This is a genomic window from Roseomonas alba (genome assembly GCF_019430885.1).
Classification (GTDB): domain Bacteria; phylum Pseudomonadota; class Alphaproteobacteria; order Acetobacterales; family Acetobacteraceae; genus Neoroseomonas; species Neoroseomonas alba.
Genome location: NZ_JAHYBZ010000007.1, coordinates 57,085 through 77,114, shown reverse-complemented (window position 1 = coordinate 77,114; position 20,030 = coordinate 57,085). Strand labels below are relative to the sequence as shown.

The following is a 20,030-nucleotide window of genomic DNA, read 5'->3' as shown; positions in this document are numbered from 1 at the left end:
GCGTTGACCCGCCGGGGCCGGACTGGCCAATCTTCGCGCCATGATTCCCGACCCGAAGACCTTCTATCCCCGCGATTTCCAGGGCTACGGCGCCGACCCGCCGGATCCGCGATGGCCGGGCGGCGCGAAGCTCGCCCTGTCCTTCGTGCTGAACTACGAGGAAGGCGGCGAGAACACGGTGCTGAACGGCGATGCCGGCAGCGAGCTGTATCTGCATGAGGTCCCCGGTGGCACGCCCATCCTCGGCGACCGCAACCGCACCGTCGAATCCCAGTTCGAGTTCGGCGCCCGCGCGGGCGTCTGGCGCGTGCTGCGGGCCTTCGCCGCACGGGGCTTCCCGCTCACCGTCTATGGCGTCGGGCGGGCGCTGGAGTTGAACCCCGATGTCGCACGCGCCTTCGCGGAGGCGGGGCACGAGATCGCCTCCCATGCCTGGCGCTGGATCGACTATCACGGCATGGACGAGGCGACGGAGCGCGCCGAGATCGCGAAATGCGTCGAGACCATCGAGCGCTTGACCGGCACGAAGCCCGTCGGCTGGTACACCGGCCGCATCAGCCCCAACACCCGCCGCCTGGTGATGGAGCATGGCGGCTTCCTCTATGACAGCGACGCCTATGACGACGACCTGCCGCATTACGTGCAGGGTCCGAAGGGGCCGCATCTGGTCATCCCGTACACCCTCGACGCTAACGACATGAAGTACGCCGTGCCGCCAGGCTTCAGCAGCCCGGATGGCTGGGAACGCTATGTCACCGATGCCATCGAGGTGCTGCTGGCCGAGGGACGGGCCGGCGCACCAAAGATGATGTCGGTCGGCCTGCATTGCCGGATCATCGGCCGGCCGGGGCGAACTGCTGCGCTGCAGCGGGTGCTGGCCCGCGTGGCGCGGGAGCCGGACATCTGGGTCTGCCGCCGCGCCGACATCGCCCGCCATTGGTGGACGACGCATCCGCCGGTAGCATGATGCTGTCGCGCTGCCCGGCAGAAGGCGGGCGGCCGCGCCGGCCACGGCCAATCGCCCTGACAGCGAAAGGCTCAGGAATGATGGTCTTGAACATGGCTGCCCGACGGCGGCAGACCCTGATAGGCCTGGTGGGGCTCGTCATGGCGCGGCCGGTGCTGGCGCAAGGCCGCACGGTGGAACTGATCGTCCCCTACCCGCCGGGCGGCGGCAACGACATCGGCGCCCGCGCCCTGGCCCCGCTGCTGGAACGGGAACTCGGCATGCCGGTGGTGGTCCAGAACCGTCCCGGCGCGGGCAGCCAGATCGGCATGGCGCAGGTCGCGCGTGCCCGGCCAGATGGGCTGACCATCGCCTATGGCCTCTGGCCGCAGGCGACGACGCTTTATCTCGATCCCGCTCGCCAGCCGGGCTTTACGCGGGGCAGCTTCACGCCGCTTGCCCTGCACGTGACCGACCCGGGCGCGATCGTGGTGCGCGTCGACAGCCCGCTGCGCAGCCTCGCGGACCTGGTCGCGGCGGCGAAGGCGCGCCCGGACGATTTCCGCATGTCCGACAATGGGCTGCTGGGGCACGAGCACCTCGCCTCGGTCCGGCTCCAGCGCCTGGCGGGCGTTACCTTCAACCAGGTGCATTTCAACGGCGCCGGACCGGCGCTGACGGCGCTGCTCGGAGGGCAGACCGAGGCGGCGATCTTTGCCGTCGGCACGGCCTCCGCCCAGATGCGGCAGGGGGCGACGCGGGCGCTGGCCGTCCTGGCGCCGCAGGAAAGCCCCTTCCTGCCCGGTGTCCCGACGGCTCGTGCGCAGGGCTATGACATCGTGGCGGGTTCGACGCGCGCCTTCGTCGCCCCGGCCGGCCTCCCGCCCGAGGTGAAGGATCGCCTTGCGACCGCGCTCGAACGGGCCATCCTGTCGCCCGAACACGCGGAGAAGATGCGCCAGCTCAACATTCCCATCACCTTCCAGGGGCCGAATGGCTTCGCCGCCTATTGGGAGGAGGAGGAGCGCACGCTGCGTCCGCTGATCGAGGAACTCGCACGGGAGGGACGGACACCATAGCGGGACCGGGGCGGCGCCATGCAGGCGCGACTTCGGTGCTTGCCGCGCCGGCGCGCCCCCCGTATCCTGCACCTGCGATGAACCTGCGCGCCATCCCGGCCGACCTGACCCTGGGGCTTCCTGCCCTGGCCGCCGCGCGTGCGCCCCTCGGGCTCCTTCTCCTTCGACTTACTGGCCCCTGGGCGTAACGCCCGGCTGATCCCGGCCGGACATCGCTCAGGGGAAGCCGAGCCCGAACGCGCGTCCTTTCATCATCGCCAAACAGGAAACGCCTGCCATGGCCATCACCCATCCGTCCTTCGGCACCCTGGCCGACGACCGCATCATCATCTTCGACACCACGCTGCGCGACGGCGAGCAGTCGCCGGGCTTCTCGATGAATCTCGAGGAGAAGCTGCGCATGGCCGAAGCCCTGCACGAACTCGGCGCCGACGTGCTGGAAGCCGGCTTTGCCATCGCGAGCCCCGGCGATTTCGAAAGCGTGCAGTCCATCGCGAAGCGCTTCAGCAAGGACGGGCCGGTCATCGCGAGCCTGTCCCGCGCCAACACCGCCGACATCATGGCCTCGGCCGAGGCGACCAAGCCCGCCGCGCGGCCGCGCATCCACATCGTGCTCGCAACCTCCGACCTGCATATGCGCGTGAAGCTGCGCATGACGCGCGAGGAAGTGCTGGAGCGCATCACGCAATCCGTGACGCTCGCGCGCAATCACGCGGCCGATGTCGAATGGTCGGCCGAGGACGGGTCGCGCTCGGACCTGGAATTCCTCTGCCGCTGCGTCGAGGCCGCGATCAAGGCCGGTGCGACGACGATCAACATCCCCGACACGGTCGGCTATTCGCTGCCGGCGGACATGCATGAGATCTTCTCGACGCTGATCAACAAGGTGCCGGGCGCGGAGAAGGCGATCTTCTCCACGCACAACCACAACGACCTGGGTCTTGCGGTGGCGAATACGCTGGCCGCGATCCAGGCCGGCGCGCGCCAGGTGGAATGCACCATCAACGGCATCGGCGAACGCGCGGGGAATGCGAGCCTCGAAGAAGTCGCGATGGCCGTGCGCACGCGCCACGACGCGCTGCACGCCAAGACCGGTATCACCACGCCGCGCATCCTCAAGACCTCCAGGCTGCTGGCCACCATCACCGGCTTCGACGTGCAGCCCAACAAGGCGATCGTCGGGCGCAACGCCTTCGCCCATGAATCGGGCATCCACCAGGATGGCGTGCTGAAGGACGCCTCGACCTACGAGATCATGACGCCCGAGAGCGTCGGCTGGTCCACGAACTCGATCATCTTGGGCAAGCACTCCGGCCGCGCGGCCTTTCGTGACCGGCTGAAGACGCTGGGCTACGAGGTGGGTGACAACCAGCTCAACGATGCCTTCAAGCGCTTCAAGGAACTCGCCGACCGCAAGAAGGTCGTCTATGACGAGGACATCGCGGCGCTGGTCGACGACGAGGTCGTCCGCGGCAACGACCGCATCCGCCTGACCGGCCTCAATGTCTCGACCGGCATGGGCACCAAGCCGATGGCCACCATCGCGCTTGAGGTGGATGGCGACCGGGTCGATGGCATGGCGACCGGCGACGGTGCGGTGGACGCGACCTTCAACGCGCTGCGCAACGCTTTCCCGCATGAGGTGAACCTCAAGCTCTATGCCGTGCAGTCCATCACCGGCGGCACGGACGCCCAGGCGCGCGTGACCGTGCGCATGGAGGAGAATGGCAAGCTCGTGGACGGGCAGGGATCGGATACCGACACCATCGTCGCCTCGGCCCGTGCCTATGTGCATGCGCTCAACAAGCTGCTGGTGAAGCGTGAGCGGACCGAACCGCCCGTGGTGCTCCGCGCCTGATGCGCCGCGCGCGCCGGGCAATGTTGGCTGTCATGCTGGCCCTGCCCGGCGCCGTGCACGCCCAATCTGCGCCGGAGCCGATCGGCACGGCGCGGATGGAGGCGGACGGGACGATCATCCTTGACCTGGTCGCCCGGCAGGGCGGCACCGTGGGGCGTGGCCGCCTGACCTATTCGCCAAACCATCCCGACTACGATATGATCCGGCGTCACCTCGGCGAAATCCGACCCGGGGAAACGAAGCCCGTGCCGCCCTTCCCCTGACCCCTGTCCGACCCGTCACGGGAATCCGGCTTGAGAGTCCCGCCAGGGGGGGGTAAACGCCCCCGTCCTCTCTCAAGCCCCAACGGTCGCGGCGGCGGTCCATCCGCAGCGCGGGCTGTGCGGCCCCCTCGGAAGGTCCGGTAAGCATGTTCTCTCGCCTGTTCGGCTTCCTGTCCGCCGACATGGCCATCGATCTCGGCACCGCCAACACGCTCGTCTACGTGAAGGGGCGGGGGATCGTGCTGAACGAGCCGAGTGTGGTCGCCATCTCCGATCAGCGTGGCCGCAAGCAGGTGCTTGCCGTCGGCGAGGAGGCCAAGCTGATGCTCGGCCGCACGCCGGGCAACATCGCCGCCATCCGTCCGCTGCGCGACGGCGTCATCGCCGATTTCGAGGTGGCGGAGGAGATGATCAAGCACTTCATCCGCAAGGTGCACAACCGGCGGTCCTTCGCCTCGCCGATGATCATCGTCTGCGTGCCCTCAGGGTCCACGGCTGTCGAACGGCGCGCGATCCAGGAGAGCGCGGAATCGGCCGGAGCGCGCAAGGTGCTGCTGATCGAGGAACCGATGGCCGCGGCGATCGGCGCCGGCCTGCCGGTGACCGAACCGTCCGGTTCCATGATCGTCGACATCGGCGGCGGCACTACCGAGGTCGCGGTGATCTCGCTCGGCGGCATCGTCTATGCGCGGTCGGTGCGCGTCGGCGGCGACAAGCTGGACGAGGCGATCATCTCCTACATCCGGCGCCAGTTTAACCTTCTGATCGGTGAATCGACCGCCGAGCGCATCAAGCTCGAGATCGGCGCCGCGGCCCCGCCCGAGGATGGCGATGACGGCCCGCTAGCCGAGGTCAAGGGTCGCGACCTGATGAACGGCGTGCCGCGTGAGGTCGTGGTCGGCCAGCGCCAGGTCGCCGAGTCTCTCTATGAACCGGTTGCCCAGATCGTCGAGGCGGTGAAGGTCGCGCTCGAGAACACGCCGCCGGAACTCGCCGCCGACATCGTGGACAAGGGCATCGTGCTGACCGGCGGTGGGGCTTTGCTGAACCGGCTCGATCAGGTGTTGCGCGATGCCACGGGCCTGCCCGTCGTGGTGGCAGAGGATGCCTTGTCCTGCGTCGCTCTCGGCACCGGGCGCGCATTGGAAGACATGAAGCGGCTTCGCCACGTCCTGAGTTCGATGTATTGATACCGACCCTGGCCCCGGTCATCCGGTCGGGGCCGGGGCTTCGTGATCCTGGCAGGGGGATGAGGGGCGCGTGATCCGGCTGAGCATTCCGCTCCGGCAGGCTTTGGCGCGGCTATCGCTGCCGCTGATGATCGCGGCCGCCTTCGGCATCATGCTGCTGGGCAAGGCGGACACGCTGCTGGCGGAGCGGCTGCGCACGCATCTTTCCGATGCGCTCTCGCCGATCTATGCGGCGCTTGCCGAACCGATGGGCGCCGTCCGATCCGCCATCGAGGAAATCCGCTCGCTCGCCACGTTGCGTGAAGAGAACGCGCAATTGCGTGAGGAGAATGAACGGCTGCGGCGCTGGCATGCGACGGCGCTCGCGCTCGAGACCGAGAACGACATGCTGCGCCGGCAGCTCAACTTCCTGCCCGAGGCCGCGCCGGCCTTCGTGACGGCACAGGTCGTGGCCGATGGGGGCGGGACCTATGCCCGCGCCGTGTTGCTCGCGACCGGGCCGCAGCACTCCATCCGCAAGGGCCAGGTGGCGCTGGATGAGCGCGGCTTCGTCGGCCGCGTGACGGAGGTGGGCAACCGTTCCGCGCGCGTGCTGCTCGCCACCGACATGAACAGCCGCATTCCCGTCACGCTGGAATCGAGCCGCGCCCGCGCCATCATGAGCGGCACGAACGGCGCGCGGCCGCGCCTCGCGCATTGGCCGGAAGGCGTGATCCCGGTCGATGGCGAGCGTATCGTGACGAGCGCGGAGGCCGGTGCCTTCCCGGCCGGTCTGCCGGTTGGCATCGTGCGCCTGTCCTCGCAGGGTGTGCCGGAGGTGGAGCTGTTTGCCCGGCTCGACCGGCTGGATGTGGTGCGGCTGTTCGACTACGGCCTGCGCGGCATCATTCCGCCCGAGGCGGTGGCGCGTCCGGAGCCTCGGTCCGGGCGCCGCTGAGGGGGAGGATGGCATGGCATTATCCCCCTTTCGCCGCCCCGATCATGGCCGCCCGGCACCGGCGCCGGGCCTGGTGCGCCGGATCGACGCCTTCGCGCGGCTCGCCTTCCCGGGATTCTCGACGGCGTTCCTGATGGTGCTGGCCGCGGCGCCGGTCAGCCTGCCATCCCCGGTCTTCGCCGTGACCCTGCCCTGTGTCGCCTTCTGGTCCCTCTTCCGGCCCGGGGCGATGATGCCGCCGGTCGTGTTCCTGCTGGGGCTGCTGATGGATCTGCTGACGCTCGCGCCGCTGGGATCGGGGGTTCTGGTGCTGCTGGCCCTGCATGCGGCCGCGGTGCGGTTCCGGCGCTTCTTCGCGCGGCAATCCTTCCTGGCGGTCTGGCTGGCCTTCTGCGCGGCGGCCCTGGGTGCGGCATGTTTCTATTGGGCGTTGCAGTCGCTGCTGGCGCTGCGCCTGTCCCCCATCGCGCCGGCGCTGCACGCCGCGCTGCTGTCCTGCGGTCTCTATCCCGCCATTGCCCTGGTGCTCACGCGGGTCCATGAGGCGATGCGTCACGCGGAGAATGCGCCATGAACTGGCGTCCCTGGGGCAAGTCCGGCCTTGGCCGTGAGCGCACGGTCCGCAAGGAGGAAGAGCGCCGCCGCGGCATCTTCACCCGGCGCGCCGCGGTGCTCGGCGTCATCCAGCTCGGGGCCTTCGGCTTCCTCGGATCGCGGCTCTACAGGCTGCAGGTCGAGGAAGGCGCCCGCTACGCCACCCTGGCCGAGGAGAACCGGGTCAGCGCCCGGCTCTTCGCCCCGCCGCGCGGCCGCGTGCTCGACCGCAACGGCAAGGTGGTGGCCGGCAACCGGCTGAACTGGCGGGCGCTGCTGGTCGCCGAGCAGACCGCCGACGTCGCCGCGACGCTCGAGACCTTCTCGAAGATCGTGCCGCTCGGCGATCATGAGAAGGCGCGCATCGAGCGCGAGGTGCGCCGCAACCGCCGCTTCGTCCCGGTCATCCTGCGCGAATTCCTGAGCTGGGAGGAAATGGCGCGGATCGAGGTCAACGCGCCCGACCTGCCCGGCATCGCGGTCGATATGGGCACCACCCGCATCTACCCGGAAACCGAGCATCTTGCGCATGTCGTCGGCTATGTCGCCGCGGCGGCGGAGAACGATGTCGGGGATGATCCGCTGCTGCAACTCCCGGGCATCCGGGTCGGCCGTGCGGGCATCGAGCGTTTCCACGACCGTGTCCTGCGTGGCCGCGCCGGTGCCGTGCAGGTCGAGGTGAATGCCGTCGGTCGCGTGATCCGCGAACTCGACCGGCGCGAGGGGATTCCCGGCCAAGACGTGCAGATCAGCGTCGATGCCGAACTGCAGAAGGCGGTTCGCGGCAAGATCGAGGAAGGCACGACGGCCGTGCTGCTCGACGCCCGCAACGGCGAGGTCCTGGCGATGGCGACCAAGCCGTCCTTCGACCCGAACATCTTCAATTCCGGGGTCAGCGCCGCGCAGTGGCGGCAATGGACCGCGGCGCGCACCACGCCGCTGATCAACAAGGCGACGAACGGCCTGTACGCGCCGGGATCGACGTTCAAGATGGTCGTCGCGCTGGCCGCGCTGGATGCGAAGGTCTGCCGACCGGGCGACATCGTGAACTGCCCCGGGCATCTCGATTTCGGCAACAATCGCTTCCACTGCCATAATCGCAATGGCCATGGCGGGATGAACATGCGCAGCGCGATCATGGCGTCCTGCGACGTGTATTTCTACGAAATGGCGCGCCGCGTCGGCATCGACCGCATCGCGGCGATGGCGAACAAGTTCGGCCTCGGCGTCGATCTCGACGTCGAATTGCCAGGTACGCGCCGGGGCCTGGTGCCGACGCGCGCCTGGCGGCAGGCGCAGGGCAAGCCCTGGTCGATCGGCGACACCATCGTCCATGGCATCGGGCAGGGCTTCTATCAGCTCACGCCCCTGTCGCTCGCCGTGATGACGGCGCGACTGGCGAGCGGGCGGGCCGTGCAGCCGCATCTGACGCGCGCGATCGGCGGGCGGCCGGTCCGTGGCAGCCGGTTGGAGGATTGGCCGAGCCTGGGCATCCCCGACAATGACCTGCGCCTGATCCGTGAGGCGATGTGGGGCGTGATCAATGGCGGTGGCACGGCAGGCATTGCGCGCCTGCCGGCGCAGTATGGCCAGATGGCCGGCAAGACGGGCACGACCCAGGTCCGTCGCGTGACGCGCGAGCAGCGCGAGCGCGGCTTCAACGTCAATGCCGTGCCGCGCGAATGGCGGCCGCATGCGCTCTTCGTGGCCTATGCACCGCATGACAATCCGCTCTTTGCACTGTCGGTGGTGGTGGAACACGGGATGGCCGGCGGCGCGACCGCCGGGCCGATCGCGCGCGACATCATGGTCGAGGCCTTCCAGCGCCTCGGGCCCCAGCGGCCGGGACAGCGCGTGGCGGAGGCGACGCGATGATCTTCGAGCGTCGCCTGCTCACCCGCGACCGCGGGGCCGGGATCCTCGAGAAGTTCTGGCAGATCCCGTGGTCCTTCGTGCTGCTGCTCTGCGGCGTTGCGGCGATCGGCTATGTCGCGCTGCTGTCGGCCGGTGGCGGCAATCCTGACACCTATGCGCAGAAGCACGCGATCCGCTTCGGCTTCGGCCTGGTGCTGATGCTCGGCATCGCGATGGTCGACATCCGGGTGATCGCACGCTTCGCCTGGCTCGGCTATCTCGGCGGCATCGCGCTGCTGGTGTTGGTGCTGCTGCACGGGAACATCGGCAAGGGGGCGCAACGCTGGATCGACATCGGGCCGATCCAGCTCCAGCCCTCCGAACTGATGAAGATCATGCTGGTGCTGGCGCTGGCATCCTGGTTCCACCGGGCGTCCTGGGAGAGGGTGGGCAATCCGCTCTTCCTGATCCCTCCCGCGATCGCGGTGCTGGTGCCGGTGGGGCTGATCCTGAAGCAGCCGAATCTGGGCACGGCGCTGATCACCGGCATGGTGGGCGCCGCGGTGTTCTGGGCTGCGGGCATGCGCTGGTGGAAATTCGCCATCGGCTTCGCGGCCATCGGCGTCGCCGCCCCCATCGCCTATGAACGGCTGCACGATTACCAGCGCGCGCGCATCACGACCTTCCTTGATCCCGAGAGCGATCCGCTCGGTGCCGGCTACAACATCATCCAGTCGAAGATCGCGCTGGGGTCGGGCGGGCTGTGGGGCAAGGGCTTCCTGCAGGGCACCCAGGGCCATCTGAACTTCCTGCCCGAGAAGCAGACCGACTTCATCTTCACCATGATCGCCGAGGAGTTCGGCCTGGTTGGCGCGTTGACCACGCTCGCCGCGCTGCTGCTGGTGGTCGCCTTTTGCTACCTGGTCGCTTTCCGCAGCAAGCATCAGTTCGGGCGGCTGCTCGCAATCGGGCTGGGGACGAACTACTTCCTCTACGTCTTCGTGAATGTGGCCATGGTGACGGGGTCGATCCCCGTGGGCGGCGTGCCACTGCCGCTGATCAGCCATGGCGGATCGGCGATGATCACGGTGATGCTGGGCTTCGGGCTGCTGCTCTCGGCCTATGTGCATCGCGATGCCGAGATGGGACCCATGCGCGAATGAAATCGCATGACCGTGCAAAGGGGCTGGACAAAGCCGCCGAGCACGGTATGAAGCGCCTCCTCGGCGCCGGACCCCATGCCGGCGCCCGGCGGGCGCATAGCTCAGTTGGTAGAGCAGCTGACTCTTAATCAGCGGGTCCAAGGTTCGAGTCCTTGTGCGCCCACCACCGCCTGATCGAGTTATCCACAATCCTGAAAATCGACGCAGACTCCGCGCGGACCCGGCAAGCCGGATCTCGTCCCAGGATGGCATCACGCGGATCGGAGATCTGCGCCAGCTCCCATCCTTGCGGTCTCTGGGGAGTGAGGCCGCATGTGGCGGGGTGCGTGGAGTTGGATCGCGGTTGGTGCCAGCGGGCTTGGCGTAGAGGCTGTCCATCTGCGCCAGTGGATCGTCACGCGCGGCAGCCCGTCGTCCTGGGCTCCGAAGCGGATTGGACGGCCGCCCTCGCGGTCCGGAAGGCAGGCATGACCGTCGCCGCTGTCGCCTGTGGCCAGCGGATATCCCCCTCGGCCGTGGCGATGCGTGTGCCTGCCGGGTGCGTGGGTCAGAACCACGCCTGAACCCAGAGGGGTTCGACGCCTTTGGGCTGGAGGGCAATCGGCATTGCTGCTCATGACCTAGCGGCAGCACTGGGCGCGGCTGCTGCGCCGCTTCCTGGCATGATCCTTGCTGTCACAATCGGTGGACACCGATAGCAGCGCAGCGGGAATGCGGCGAGGAGCCTGCTTGGCCGAGGATGGCGTAGCGCATCACCCCTCCCAGGAAGTGCACCTGGCCGACGGAGCGACAGACGTCCGCGCGTTGCTGTCAGTGCGCGACCTGACGGTCGAATTTCAGACCGGACAGGGGCGCTTCGATGCCGTGCATCGCATCGGTTTCGACGTTGCGCGAGGCCAGGTGCTCGGCGTCGTCGGTGAATCCGGCAGCGGCAAGAGCGTGACTGCGCTGGCATTGATGCGCCTCTTGCCTGACCAGGCTGCTCGGATATCGGGCGGGCGCATCGTCTTCGACGGCAGCGACATCGTGCCGATGCGCGAGGCCGAGATGCGCCGCATCCGCGGCCGCCGGATCGGCATGATCTTCCAGGATCCGACGACCTCCCTGAACCCGATCTTCACCATCGGTCACCAGCTGCGCGAGGGGCTCCGGCTGCATCTTGGGCTCGGCCGCGCCGCGGCGAGCCGTCGGGCGGAGGAACTGCTGGGCCTCGTCCGCCTGCCTTCCGCGCGGGCCGCGCTCGACAAGTATCCGCATGAACTGTCGGGGGGCATGCGTCAGCGCGTGATGATCGCCATGGCGCTGGCCTGCGAGCCTCAGCTCCTGATCGCTGACGAGCCCACCACGGCGCTGGACGTAACCACCCAGGCCCAGATCCTGGAGCTCCTGCGCGACCTGCAGCAGCAGATGGGCATGGCCATCATGCTGATCACCCACGACCTCGGCGTGGTGGCCGAATTCGCCGATGCCGTGCAGGTCATGTATGCCGGGCGCATCGTCGAGCGCGCGTCGGTGGAACGCCTCTTCGCCAATCCGGCGCATCCCTACACGCAGGGGCTGCTGCACAGCATGCCGGCGCTGGAGGAGGAGGACCCGCCGCTGCTGCCCGCGATTCCCGGCATGGTGGCGAGCCCCTTCGCGATGCCGGAAGGTTGCCCCTTCCATCCGCGCTGCGCCCTGGCGTCCGATGCCTGCCGCGCCGCGGTGCCGCCGCTGAACGCGATCGCGCCCGGGCACAGCGCCGCCTGCTGGCATGTCGAAGCAGTGATGGCGGCCTGACATGGAACAGCCCCCGCTTCTGCGCATCCGCGACCTGACACGGCACTTCGCCGTCGGCGGCCGTGTGGTGAAGGCCGTGGACGGCATCAGCTTCGACGTGCGGCGCGGCGAGACCCTGGCCCTGGTGGGCGAGAGCGGCTGCGGCAAGACGACCACGGGCCGTCTTCTCGTGCGCCTGGCGGAACCGGACGGCGGCAGCATCGCGTTCGACGGCGTCGAGATCACGGCCGCCAAGGCCGACGGCCTGCGCGCCTATCGCCGCCGCATGCAGCTGATCTTCCAGGACCCCGGCAGCTCCTTCAACCCACGCATGACCGTTGGCGCGCTGGTGGCGGAGCCGATGCATCTCGCCGGCCTGCCACGGGGGGAGCAAACCGCTCGGGTCGCCGAGCTCCTGCCGCTGGTGGGCCTGTCGGCCGACTATGCCGCGCGCTACCCGCATGAATTCTCCGGCGGCCAGCGCCAGCGCATCGGCATCGCGCGGGCGCTGGCCCTGCGTCCTGATTTCGTGGTGTGCGACGAGCCGGTCTCGGCGCTGGACGTGTCCGTGCAGGCGCAGGTGGTCAACCTGCTCACCGAGCTGCAACGCCAGTTCGGCCTGACCTATCTGTTCATCTCCCACGACCTGCGCGTGGTGCGTCATGTCGCGACGCGCGTCGCGGTGATGTATCTGGGCCGCATCGTCGAGCTGGCGAGCAAGCGGGATCTGTATCGCAGCCCGCGCCATCCCTATACGCGCGCCCTCCTCTCCGCGGTCCCGTCGCATCGTCCCGGCATGGCGCGGCAGCGCCTGGATGCCATTGGCGAGATCGCCAGCGCCGACGCGGTGCCGAGCGGCTGCCGCTTCCACACGCGCTGCCCGCATGCCGTCGCGCTCTGCCGCGCAGAGGATCCCGCGCTGCGTGAACTGGCCCCGGATCACGTCGCCGCGTGTCACCTGGCGGAGAGCCTGCCGTCATGACCCCTCCCGCCCAGGAAATGGCGCCGCCTTCCCGCAACTCTGGCCGCAAAGGACGCCCCCATGCCGACTGACCGATCGAATACCGCTCCCTTCGGCTTGACGCGCCGGGCGCTGGGCCGGGCGGCCCTGGCCGGCGGCGCGGCGGCGGGCCTCGGCCTCCCGCGGCCGGCGCAGGCTGCCGGGAAGACACTGGTGGTCGGCGCCTCGGTCTTCCCGGACTCGCTGCGCCCCGGCATCTCCTCCTTCGCCTCCTCGAGCCTGATCAGCCAGACCAATGAGGCGCTGTACTCCCGCAACAATGCCGGCCAGGCCGTGCCGGGCCTGGCGGAAAGCCACCGCCAGCTCGATGAGGTGACGACGCAGTTCGAGCTGCGCCAGGGGGTGAAGTTCCACGACGGCAGCGAATTCACCGCCGAGGACGCCGCCTACACGATCAACTACGTGATCAACCCGGCCAATGGCTACGGTTCGCTGGCGCGCATCGCGCCGATCACCCAGGCGACCGTGGTGGACAAGTACACGCTGAATCTCACGGCGCGCGCTGTCTTCCCGACGATCCTACAGGGCCTGACCAACATCCAGATCCAGAGCAAGGCGTATTTTGAGCGCGTCGGCTTCGACGGCCTCGCGGCCCGGCCGATGGGCACAGGCCCCTTCGTCTTCCAGCGCTGGGTCCCGGGCGACCGCTACGAGCTGACCGCGAACAAGGACTATTGGGGCGGCGCGCCGAAGGTGGATCGCATCATCGTCCGGGAGATCCCGGACCCCGGCACGCGCATCGCCTCCCTCGTCGCCGGCGAGACGCACATCATCGAGGAAGTGCCGATCGACCTGATCCCGCAGGTCGAGAGCTCCTCGGTCGCCAAGCTCGACGAGATCGTCTCCAGCGTCGGGCTCATCCTGACCTACGACGTGCGCGTGCCGCCCTTCAACAACCCGAAGGTGCGGGAAGCCTTCGACTACGCCATCGACAAGGAGGCGATCCGCCGGGAATTGCTGAAGGGCCGCGGCGAACTGCTGCAGGGGCAATTGCTCACCTCGACCACCTTCGGCTTCAACCCGGCGCTCAAGCCGCGGCCCTTCGATCCGGACAAGGCCAAGGCGATGCTGCGGGAAGCCGGCTTCAACTTCCGCACGCCGATCCCGATCGCCACGCAGTCGGGCAAGTACCTGTCCGACGTGGATATCTGCAACGCGGCTGCCGGCATGCTGTCCAACATCGGCGTCAACGCCACGGTCAACGTCGTGGAGGGCGGCGTCTGGACGCAGATGCAGCGCGCCCAGCGGGCGGGCCCGATGTACATGATCGGCTGGTACAGCCTGGGCGATGCCGATTTCGCGGCGGTCTGGTTCACCGAGGGAAGCCGCCGCTCGGTCTGGAAGAACGACGAGTATGAGCGCCTCTTCGTCGAGGCGCGCTCGACCAATGACCAGGAGGCGCGGGAGCGCGCCTATCACCGCATGATGGAGATCCTGCACGCTGAGAACCCGGCCATGTTCCTGTTCGGGCTGCCGAGCCTCTATGCCGTGAACAAGAAGGTGACCGGCTTCGGCGCCGCCTCGGACAAGATCCTGCGCCTCGCCGCAGCGGACATCGCCTGAGGGGTGGAGAGCGACAGTGCTTGCCTATGCTGCGCGGCGGCTGGTGATCCTGCCGCTCTCCCTGTTCCTCGTGGTGATGGTCACCTTCGTGGTGCTGCGCCTCACGGGCAATCCGGTGGACATCTTCCTCGACGTCACCTCGACGCCCGAGCAGGTGGCCGCCCTGACCGAGAAGCTGCATCTCGACGAGCCGATCCCGGTCCAGTTCCTGATCTTCCTGCGCGACCTGGTGCAGGGTGATTTCGGACAGTCCCTGCAATTCAACGAGCCGGCCCTCCAGACCGTGCTGCAGCGCCTGGGCGGCACCCTGCAACTGGCGGGGACCGGGCTGCTTCTCGCCATCGTGCTCGGCGTTACCCTCGGGCTGGTCTGCGCGGTGTGGCGCGACCGGCTCGCGGATCTCGTCATCTCCTCCCTCGCCGTGGCGGGCCAGTCCATGCCGAGTTTCTGGCTCGGCATCCTGCTGATCCAGCTCTTTGCGCTCAACCTCGGCTGGCTGCCGACCTCGGGCGCCGGCGGCTGGCGGCACATCATCCTGCCGGCCATCACCCTCGCCACCATCCTGTTGCCGAACATCGTCCTCATCACGCGCGCCAGCGTGCTGGAGATGTCGGGCGAGCAATTCGTCATCGCCGCCCGCGCCAAGGGCCTGTCGCGCCTGCGGGTGCTGCTGACCCATGTGCTGCCGGTCTCCCTGAACCCGCTGCTCAGCTTCCTCGGCATCCAGATCGGGACGCTGATGGGCGGGTCCATCATCACCGAGACGATCTTCGCCTGGCCCGGCGTGGGCCGGCTGATGCTGACCAGCATCTCCAACCGCGACGTTCCGGTGGTCGAGGCTGGCGTGCTGGTCATCGCGATCGGCATCGCCCTGACCAACCTCGCCGTGGACCTGCTGCAGATGCTGATCGACCCGAGGATTCGCCGACATTGAGCGCGACCACACTGCGGCCGCGCCGCCCCCTGTTCGGCAAGGGTTTCAAGATGACGCTGGGGGGCGGCATCGTGCTGGGGGCCGTGCTGCTGGCCATCTTCGCGCCGCTGGTCGCGCCCTACGATCCCTATCAGCAGAGCCTGTCGATGCGCATGAAGCCCCCCGCCTGGATGGCCGGCGGCAGCCCGGCGCACTGGCTCGGCACCGATGCCTATGGGCGCGACCTGCTGTCGCGGCTGATCTACGGGTCGCGCCTGTCCATCCTGGTCGGCGTCGCCTCGATGCTGTTCTCCTGCCTGCTCGGCAGCGCGGCGGGCCTCGTCGCCGGCTACAAGGGCGGCCGCTGGGAACAGGTGATCATGCGCTTCGCCGATGCGCAGATGGCCTTCCCGGACATCCTGCTGGCGATCCTGATGGTGGCGGCACTCGGCGGCAGCGCCGTGAACCTGATCTTCGTGCTCGGCGTGTCGCGCTGGATGATCTATGCCCGCGTCGTCTTCAATCTCACGCGCTCCCTGCGGCAGCGCCCCTTCGTCGAGGCGGCGACGCTGTATGGCGCCTCGGACCGCTACGTGATCTGGCGGCATCTCCTGCCGCAGATGGTGCCGGTGCTGACCGTGGTGTCCACGCTGCAGGTCGCGCAGATGGTCCTGCAGGAGACCGCGCTGTCCTATCTCGGCCTCGGCCTGCCGGCCCCGACCGCGACCTGGGGCAACATCCTCTCGGAAGGCAGCAGCCGGCTCTTCGTCGCGCCGTGGATCGCGAACCTCGCCGGTCTCGCCATCATCATCCTCGTCTGGGGAATCAACATGTTCGGCAACGGGTTGCGCGAGCATGTGGACCCGAAATCCCGCCTGGCGCCGCGCTGATGCCACCGCCGGACATTCCGCCCACAAGGACGCCCTCATGAGCAGCAAGCCCTTCCATCTCTCGTGGTTTCTCTCGCGCGGCTTCGGGCCGAAGGCCTGGCATCACGAATGGGGCGGCACGGATGCCGCCCAGGCGCGCTGGATGATGCCCGACCTCTTCGTGGACCTGGCGCGGTCGATGGAGCGGGCCTGCTTCGACTACCTGATCATCGAGGACAGCTGCAACGTCCCCTATACCTACCAGAACTCGCACAACGCCTATCTGCGCCAGGCCGCGGCGACGCCGAAGCTCGATCCGGCGACGCTGGTGCCATACCTTGCCATGGCGACGAAACACCTCGGCCTCGTGCCGACGCTGTCGGCCAGCGAGTATCCGCCCTACCTGCTGGCGCGGCTGGTCAATTCGCTCGACCATCTGACCGAAGGCCGGGTCGGCTGGAACATGGTGACCGGCAGCAATGATGGCGGCGCGCAGAACTACGGCAAGGACAAGCACGTCCCGCACGACGAACGCTACGACCGAGCCGACGAGGTGGCGGACATCGTCACCCAGCTCTGGGAAAGCTGGGAGCCGGACGCCGTCGTGTTGGACCGGGACAACGTCATCTTCGCGGATGGCAACAAGGTCCATCCGATCAATTACAAGGGGCAGTACTTCTCCTGCCGCGGGCCGCTGACGGCGCCGCGCTCGCCGCAGGGGCGCCCGGTGCTGTGCCAGGCGGGCGGGTCGCCGCGCGGGCTTCGCTTCGCCTCGCGCTGGGCCGACACCATCATCGCCACCGCGGAATCCGTGGCCGACATGAAGCGCCAGCGCGAGACCATCCGCGCGACCGCCGTCGAGCAGGGGCGCAACCCGGACAACATCAAGGTGCTGTTCCTCGCCGATCCGATCATCGATCGCGACATGGAGACGGCCCGCCAGCGGCGCCGGGACGAGATCGCCTTCGCGGAGCAGAACATCGAGTTCGCGCTGGCGATGATGTCCACGCTGACCGGTATCGACTTCTCGCAATTCCCGCTGGATGAGCCGCTGCCACCGCTGACCTCCAACGGGCACCAGTCGGCCGCGAAGAAATGGGTCGGCCGCACCCCGCGCGAGATCACCAAGCAGCGCGCCAACCGCTCCGGCCTCGACTACACGGGCACGCCAGAACACGTCGCGGGCATGATGGAGGAGGTGATGCAGGAGGTCGGCGGCGACGGGTTCCTGCTCACCTTCGGCGATTTCAGCCGCCGCTATGTCGCTGAGATCTGCGACGGCCTGGTGCCGGTGCTGCAGAAGCGCGGGCTGACGAAGCGTGGATATAGCTACAAGACATTCCGCGAGAACCTGATGGAGTTCTGACCGCGGCGCCGGGGTCTTTGGCGTCACATCCGATCATGCCGCGGGCTGAGCCGATCCAGGTCTGTCCCCGGCGCCAGCGGGTTTCTCGCCTGCATGGCGTCGTTCCGACGCTGCTTTGCGCCCGCTGCCGGCGGGCGTGGGGGCGATGTTCCACGAAAACGCCCTCGGACCACTCGATTGGGGTTGGTCTTCCGGCGAAACCCTCCTGGGACAGTTCACGTCACCGAGGCGATGATCGCGGGCCTGGGTGCGGACCGCATCACGATCCGCCCAGGGGGGCGGCCACGCCGCGCAGTCGTGACAGCGCCTGTCGTCCCTCGGGCGACATGCGGGGCACCGCATCGAGGATGATCTCCTCCAGGAGCGGCCCAAAGCGTTGGCGCTGCCGGCGCGCGCGTTCGATCGATTCCCGCAGCGCTGCGAGATCGACCGGATCACGTGCGATCTCCGAGCGCGCAAGGTCCACCGCCGCGGCGAAGTCGCGGCGTGCCACCAGCAGGTCGGCAAGGCGGATGCGGATGGCATCGCGGAGGATGGTCGAATCCCGCTCGGAGAGTCCGGCGCTCAACAGCCCCAGGCCGCGTTCGGGGTCGCGCAATACCTGGGCCTCCAGCGCCCCGACATTCGGCGCGGCCATGCGCTCGAGCTGCACGGCCCGCCAGCGCTGCGCGCCGATGATGGCAACCAGGAAGAGATTGAGCCCGATCGACATCGCGACCATCACGCGAAGCCGGCGCGGCGTGAGCGGCGGCATCACTGGATCAAGTCCTCCAACTGCAACAGCACGGCGGCATGCCTGGTCGCCGGCGCATCGCCGAGGCCGCTCCCGACCAGCCAGCCGGCCACCAGGCTCGCTGCGAAGGCGGCGCCGATCGGACGGGTGAACAGCCAGCTCCAGTCGAGCAACGGCTCCCCTCGTGCCCGGATGCGCGCCAGGGCGCCGCTGACGATGCGCGCCTGCCGTGCCGGGTCGGGCCGCGGCGCGCGCGCGGCGGCGATCTGCCGGTCGAGCCGCCGTGCCGCGGCCCATTGCGCGCGTGCCGCCGGGGACGCCTCGCACAGTAGCTGCGCCGCCTCGCGCTGCGCCTCGGGCCAGCGCGCCTGGTCGGCGCCATGGATGTCGAGCAGGCGGGTGAACTCGTCGGGGGTCATGGCGTTCATTCCTACATCCTCCCATCCTGGCCGGTCTTGCGCTGCATCTGCTGCCGCAGCGCCCGCCGGGCCCGCTCCAGCAGCGACCAGAAGGCGCGCAGGCTGAGGCCAAGCGTCTCCGCCGCCTCATTTCCCGCCATCTCCTCCTGGTAGAACAGGACGAGCGCGGCGCGCTGGCGCTGCGGCAGGCTGGTCATCGCCGCGCGCAACGCCTGCGCCTCACGCTGCGCGGCCAGCGTCTCGAAGGCGCCGGGCGCCGGGTCGGGGATCTCGAGAGCCGCGTCGATCGGCTCGTGGCGACGCCGGCGCAGCCGATCCACGCAGAGCCGCACCACGATGGTGTGCACCCAGGTGCCGGGCTGGCCGCGCGTCGCATCCCAGCGCGCGGCGTGGCGCCAGATGCGCAGCAGCGCCTCCTGCGTCACTTCGTCCGCCTCCGCGGCCGAGCCGAGCACCGATTGGGCAAGCCGCAGCATCCGCCCCACATGGCGGTCGGCAAAGCGGCGGAACGCCGTCTCATCGCCCCCGGCGATGCGCGCCATCAGCATGGCATCGTCCGGTTCCGCGGGAACGGCGTTCAGCACGGCGCATGGGGCGGCGGGTGGCATCACGTCCCATGCTACGGGCCGGACGGGCAGAGTCGTCGCCGGTGCCGGACAAAAAAACACTGCCGATCGCGAGGACTGCGCCAGGGCCGCCCGTATCAGGCTGCAGAGATCGGGATGCGGATGCATGACAGGCGCGGCTGAGGCCCATATCGACAAGACCGCCGCGGCGCGGCCGGCTGTGGTTGTGCTGGTCGCCCTGCCCTTGCTGGCCGCGTGCGGCGGCGCACGTCTCAGCGGTGAGGTGACCGCCCCGCCCGCGGCATCGCCGCCGGCCCGGCTGCTGGTCGTGACCGATGGCGGCGACGCCATCGCCGACGGTGCGGACATCGCCCTGGCCAGCCGCACCGCGAGCATGCTGAGCGAGGCCGTGATCCGCGGCCTGGCGGAACGCGGCATCCCGGCGGAGATCGCCAGCGCCGACCACGGGAGGCCCGATGCGGCGCGGCTCTCTCTTTCCCTGAGGCAGATCGAGGAAGGCAGCCGCCTCCAGCGCATCGCCCTTGGCTTCGGCCTTGGCCAGTCGCGCCTCGAGGTCGCGGCCAGGCTCGAGCCAGCCGGCGCGCCCTCGCCGGACCTGCTCGCCTTCCAGGCTGTGGCGCATAGCGGCTACCGGCCCGGCCTCGTCATGCCGCTCGGCGTCGGGTTGGGGGTACGGGGCGCCATGGCCCTGGTCGGCGCGGCCGGCATCGGCGTCGCTGAGATGCGCGGCCGCGGCCCGGGCCGCGACCTCAGCGACCTTGCCGACGCCGTCGCCGAGCGCACCGCCGCCTATTACCGGCAGGCCGGCTGGAGCCCCCGGGCCGCGCCGCTGTCCCACCCGGAAGACGGAACGGCCGTGGCCGTCCCCGCAACCGAGGCCCTGCGGCGCGGATGACCCGCCCGCCATCACGATAGGA

General features: G+C 69.0%; 19 protein-coding genes and 1 tRNA gene. 17 read left to right on the top strand and 3 right to left on the bottom strand.

Going from position 1 to position 20,030, the window contains the following annotated elements:
* Nucleotides 1-40 precede the first annotated feature (40 nt).
* From puuE to KPL78_RS19450, 16 genes are all read left to right on the top strand, one after another.
* The gene (gene puuE, locus KPL78_RS19525; protein ID WP_219764682.1) at nt 41-967 is read left to right on the top strand and encodes an allantoinase PuuE; all 927 of its coding nucleotides are present in this window, start codon (nt 41-43) and stop codon (nt 965-967) included.
* A 92-nt stretch (nt 968-1,059) separates the two neighbouring features.
* Entirely contained in the window at nt 1,060-2,025 is a 966-nt protein-coding gene (locus KPL78_RS19520; protein ID WP_219764681.1) for a tripartite tricarboxylate transporter substrate binding protein, read from the top strand.
* Nucleotides 2,026-2,302: 277 nt separating this feature from the next.
* Nucleotides 2,303-3,883 (top strand): 2-isopropylmalate synthase, encoded by a 1,581-nt coding sequence (locus KPL78_RS19515; RefSeq protein ID WP_219764680.1) that lies wholly within the window; start codon nt 2,303-2,305, stop codon nt 3,881-3,883.
* 32 nt (nt 3,884-3,915) lie between these two features.
* A complete protein-coding gene (locus KPL78_RS19510) occupies nt 3,916-4,146 on the top strand; it encodes a hypothetical protein (RefSeq protein ID WP_219764679.1) in 231 nt (76 codons plus the stop codon).
* A 146-nt stretch (nt 4,147-4,292) separates the two neighbouring features.
* Complete coding sequence (locus tag KPL78_RS19505; protein ID WP_219764678.1) at nt 4,293-5,336, top strand: rod shape-determining protein; 1,044 nt, start codon at nt 4,293-4,295, stop codon at nt 5,334-5,336.
* A 70-nt stretch (nt 5,337-5,406) separates the two neighbouring features.
* Entirely contained in the window at nt 5,407-6,273 is an 867-nt protein-coding gene (gene mreC / locus KPL78_RS19500) for a rod shape-determining protein MreC (protein WP_219764677.1), read from the top strand.
* Between the two features lie 13 nt (nt 6,274-6,286).
* Nucleotides 6,287-6,847, top strand: a complete 561-nt coding sequence (locus tag KPL78_RS19495) for a rod shape-determining protein MreD (protein WP_219764676.1) — start codon at nt 6,287-6,289, stop codon at nt 6,845-6,847.
* Nucleotides 6,844-8,742 carry a penicillin-binding protein 2 gene (gene mrdA, locus KPL78_RS19490; RefSeq protein ID WP_219764675.1) on the top strand — a complete coding sequence of 633 codons (1,899 nt, stop codon included), beginning with the start codon at nt 6,844-6,846 and terminating at the stop codon, nt 8,740-8,742. The genes KPL78_RS19495 and mrdA overlap by 4 nt, the downstream gene beginning before the upstream one ends.
* Nucleotides 8,739-9,884, top strand: coding sequence for a rod shape-determining protein RodA (rodA, locus tag KPL78_RS19485; protein ID WP_219764674.1), 1,146 nt, complete (start codon nt 8,739-8,741; stop codon nt 9,882-9,884). Before mrdA ends, rodA begins: the two co-directional genes overlap by 4 nt.
* A 90-nt stretch (nt 9,885-9,974) precedes the next feature.
* Nucleotides 9,975-10,050 (top strand) — tRNA-Lys (locus tag KPL78_RS19480).
* A 563-nt stretch (nt 10,051-10,613) separates the two neighbouring features.
* The gene (locus KPL78_RS19475; RefSeq protein ID WP_255569231.1) at nt 10,614-11,663 is read left to right on the top strand and encodes an ABC transporter ATP-binding protein; all 1,050 of its coding nucleotides are present in this window, start codon (nt 10,614-10,616) and stop codon (nt 11,661-11,663) included.
* A 1-nt stretch (nt 11,664) separates the two neighbouring features.
* Nucleotides 11,665-12,624 carry an ABC transporter ATP-binding protein gene (locus KPL78_RS19470; protein ID WP_219764672.1) on the top strand — a complete coding sequence of 320 codons (960 nt, stop codon included), beginning with the start codon at nt 11,665-11,667 and terminating at the stop codon, nt 12,622-12,624.
* A 60-nt stretch (nt 12,625-12,684) separates the two neighbouring features.
* The gene (locus KPL78_RS19465) at nt 12,685-14,226 is read left to right on the top strand and encodes an ABC transporter substrate-binding protein (protein ID WP_219764671.1); all 1,542 of its coding nucleotides are present in this window, start codon (nt 12,685-12,687) and stop codon (nt 14,224-14,226) included.
* 16 nt (nt 14,227-14,242) lie between these two features.
* On the top strand, nt 14,243-15,160 hold the full coding sequence (locus KPL78_RS19460; RefSeq protein WP_219764670.1) for an ABC transporter permease: 918 nt from the start codon (nt 14,243-14,245) through the stop codon (nt 15,158-15,160).
* Entirely contained in the window at nt 15,157-16,029 is an 873-nt protein-coding gene (locus tag KPL78_RS19455; protein ID WP_219764669.1) for an ABC transporter permease, read from the top strand. Before KPL78_RS19460 ends, KPL78_RS19455 begins: the two co-directional genes overlap by 4 nt.
* Nucleotides 16,030-16,066: 37 nt before the next feature.
* Nucleotides 16,067-17,374, top strand: a complete 1,308-nt coding sequence (locus tag KPL78_RS19450) for an NtaA/DmoA family FMN-dependent monooxygenase (RefSeq protein WP_219764668.1) — start codon at nt 16,067-16,069, stop codon at nt 17,372-17,374.
* 259 nt (nt 17,375-17,633) lie between these two features.
* Here KPL78_RS19450 and KPL78_RS19445 read toward each other — a convergent pair whose 3' ends face one another.
* The 3 genes from KPL78_RS19445 to KPL78_RS19435 are packed head-to-tail and all read right to left on the bottom strand — an operon-like array spanning nt 17,634 to nt 19,134.
* The gene (locus KPL78_RS19445; RefSeq protein WP_219764667.1) at nt 17,634-18,128 is read right to left on the bottom strand and encodes a periplasmic heavy metal sensor; all 495 of its coding nucleotides are present in this window, start codon (nt 18,126-18,128) and stop codon (nt 17,634-17,636) included.
* Complete coding sequence (locus KPL78_RS19440) at nt 18,128-18,535, bottom strand: hypothetical protein (protein ID WP_219764666.1); 408 nt, start codon at nt 18,533-18,535, stop codon at nt 18,128-18,130. The genes KPL78_RS19445 and KPL78_RS19440 overlap by 1 nt, the downstream gene beginning before the upstream one ends.
* 2 nt (nt 18,536-18,537) lie before the next feature.
* Nucleotides 18,538-19,134: a sigma-70 family RNA polymerase sigma factor gene (locus KPL78_RS19435; protein WP_219764665.1), complete on the bottom strand. Its 597-nt coding sequence runs from the start codon at nt 19,132-19,134 to the stop codon at nt 18,538-18,540.
* A 124-nt stretch (nt 19,135-19,258) separates the two neighbouring features.
* Here KPL78_RS19435 and KPL78_RS19430 point away from each other — a divergent pair, with 124 nt between their 5' ends.
* Entirely contained in the window at nt 19,259-20,008 is a 750-nt protein-coding gene (locus tag KPL78_RS19430) for a DUF4410 domain-containing protein (protein ID WP_219764664.1), read from the top strand.
* Nucleotides 20,009-20,030: the final 22 nt, after the last annotated feature.

Bases quoted from the DNA above. Each gene is read 5' to 3' on its own strand.
- KPL78_RS19435 (WP_219764665.1), bottom strand. From the start codon at position 19,134: ATGCCACCCGCCGCCCCATGCGCCGTGCTGAACGCCGTTCCCGCGGAA.
- KPL78_RS19505 (WP_219764678.1), top strand. From the start codon at position 4,293: ATGTTCTCTCGCCTGTTCGGCTTCCTGTCCGCCGACATGGCCATCGAT.
- KPL78_RS19465 (WP_219764671.1), top strand. From the start codon at position 12,685: ATGCCGACTGACCGATCGAATACCGCTCCCTTCGGCTTGACGCGCCGG.
- KPL78_RS19520 (WP_219764681.1), top strand. From the start codon at position 1,060: ATGGCTGCCCGACGGCGGCAGACCCTGATAGGCCTGGTGGGGCTCGTC.
- KPL78_RS19430 (WP_219764664.1), top strand. From the start codon at position 19,259: ATGACAGGCGCGGCTGAGGCCCATATCGACAAGACCGCCGCGGCGCGG.
- KPL78_RS19495 (WP_219764676.1), top strand. From the start codon at position 6,287: ATGGCATTATCCCCCTTTCGCCGCCCCGATCATGGCCGCCCGGCACCG.
- KPL78_RS19470 (WP_219764672.1), top strand. From the start codon at position 11,665: ATGGAACAGCCCCCGCTTCTGCGCATCCGCGACCTGACACGGCACTTC.
- KPL78_RS19515 (WP_219764680.1), top strand. From the start codon at position 2,303: ATGGCCATCACCCATCCGTCCTTCGGCACCCTGGCCGACGACCGCATC.
- puuE (WP_219764682.1), top strand. From the start codon at position 41: ATGATTCCCGACCCGAAGACCTTCTATCCCCGCGATTTCCAGGGCTAC.
- rodA (WP_219764674.1), top strand. From the start codon at position 8,739: ATGATCTTCGAGCGTCGCCTGCTCACCCGCGACCGCGGGGCCGGGATC.
- KPL78_RS19450 (WP_219764668.1), top strand. From the start codon at position 16,067: ATGAGCAGCAAGCCCTTCCATCTCTCGTGGTTTCTCTCGCGCGGCTTC.
- KPL78_RS19440 (WP_219764666.1), bottom strand. From the start codon at position 18,535: ATGAACGCCATGACCCCCGACGAGTTCACCCGCCTGCTCGACATCCAT.
- KPL78_RS19445 (WP_219764667.1), bottom strand. From the start codon at position 18,128: ATGCCGCCGCTCACGCCGCGCCGGCTTCGCGTGATGGTCGCGATGTCG.
- KPL78_RS19510 (WP_219764679.1), top strand. From the start codon at position 3,916: ATGCTGGCCCTGCCCGGCGCCGTGCACGCCCAATCTGCGCCGGAGCCG.
- mrdA (WP_219764675.1), top strand. From the start codon at position 6,844: ATGAACTGGCGTCCCTGGGGCAAGTCCGGCCTTGGCCGTGAGCGCACG.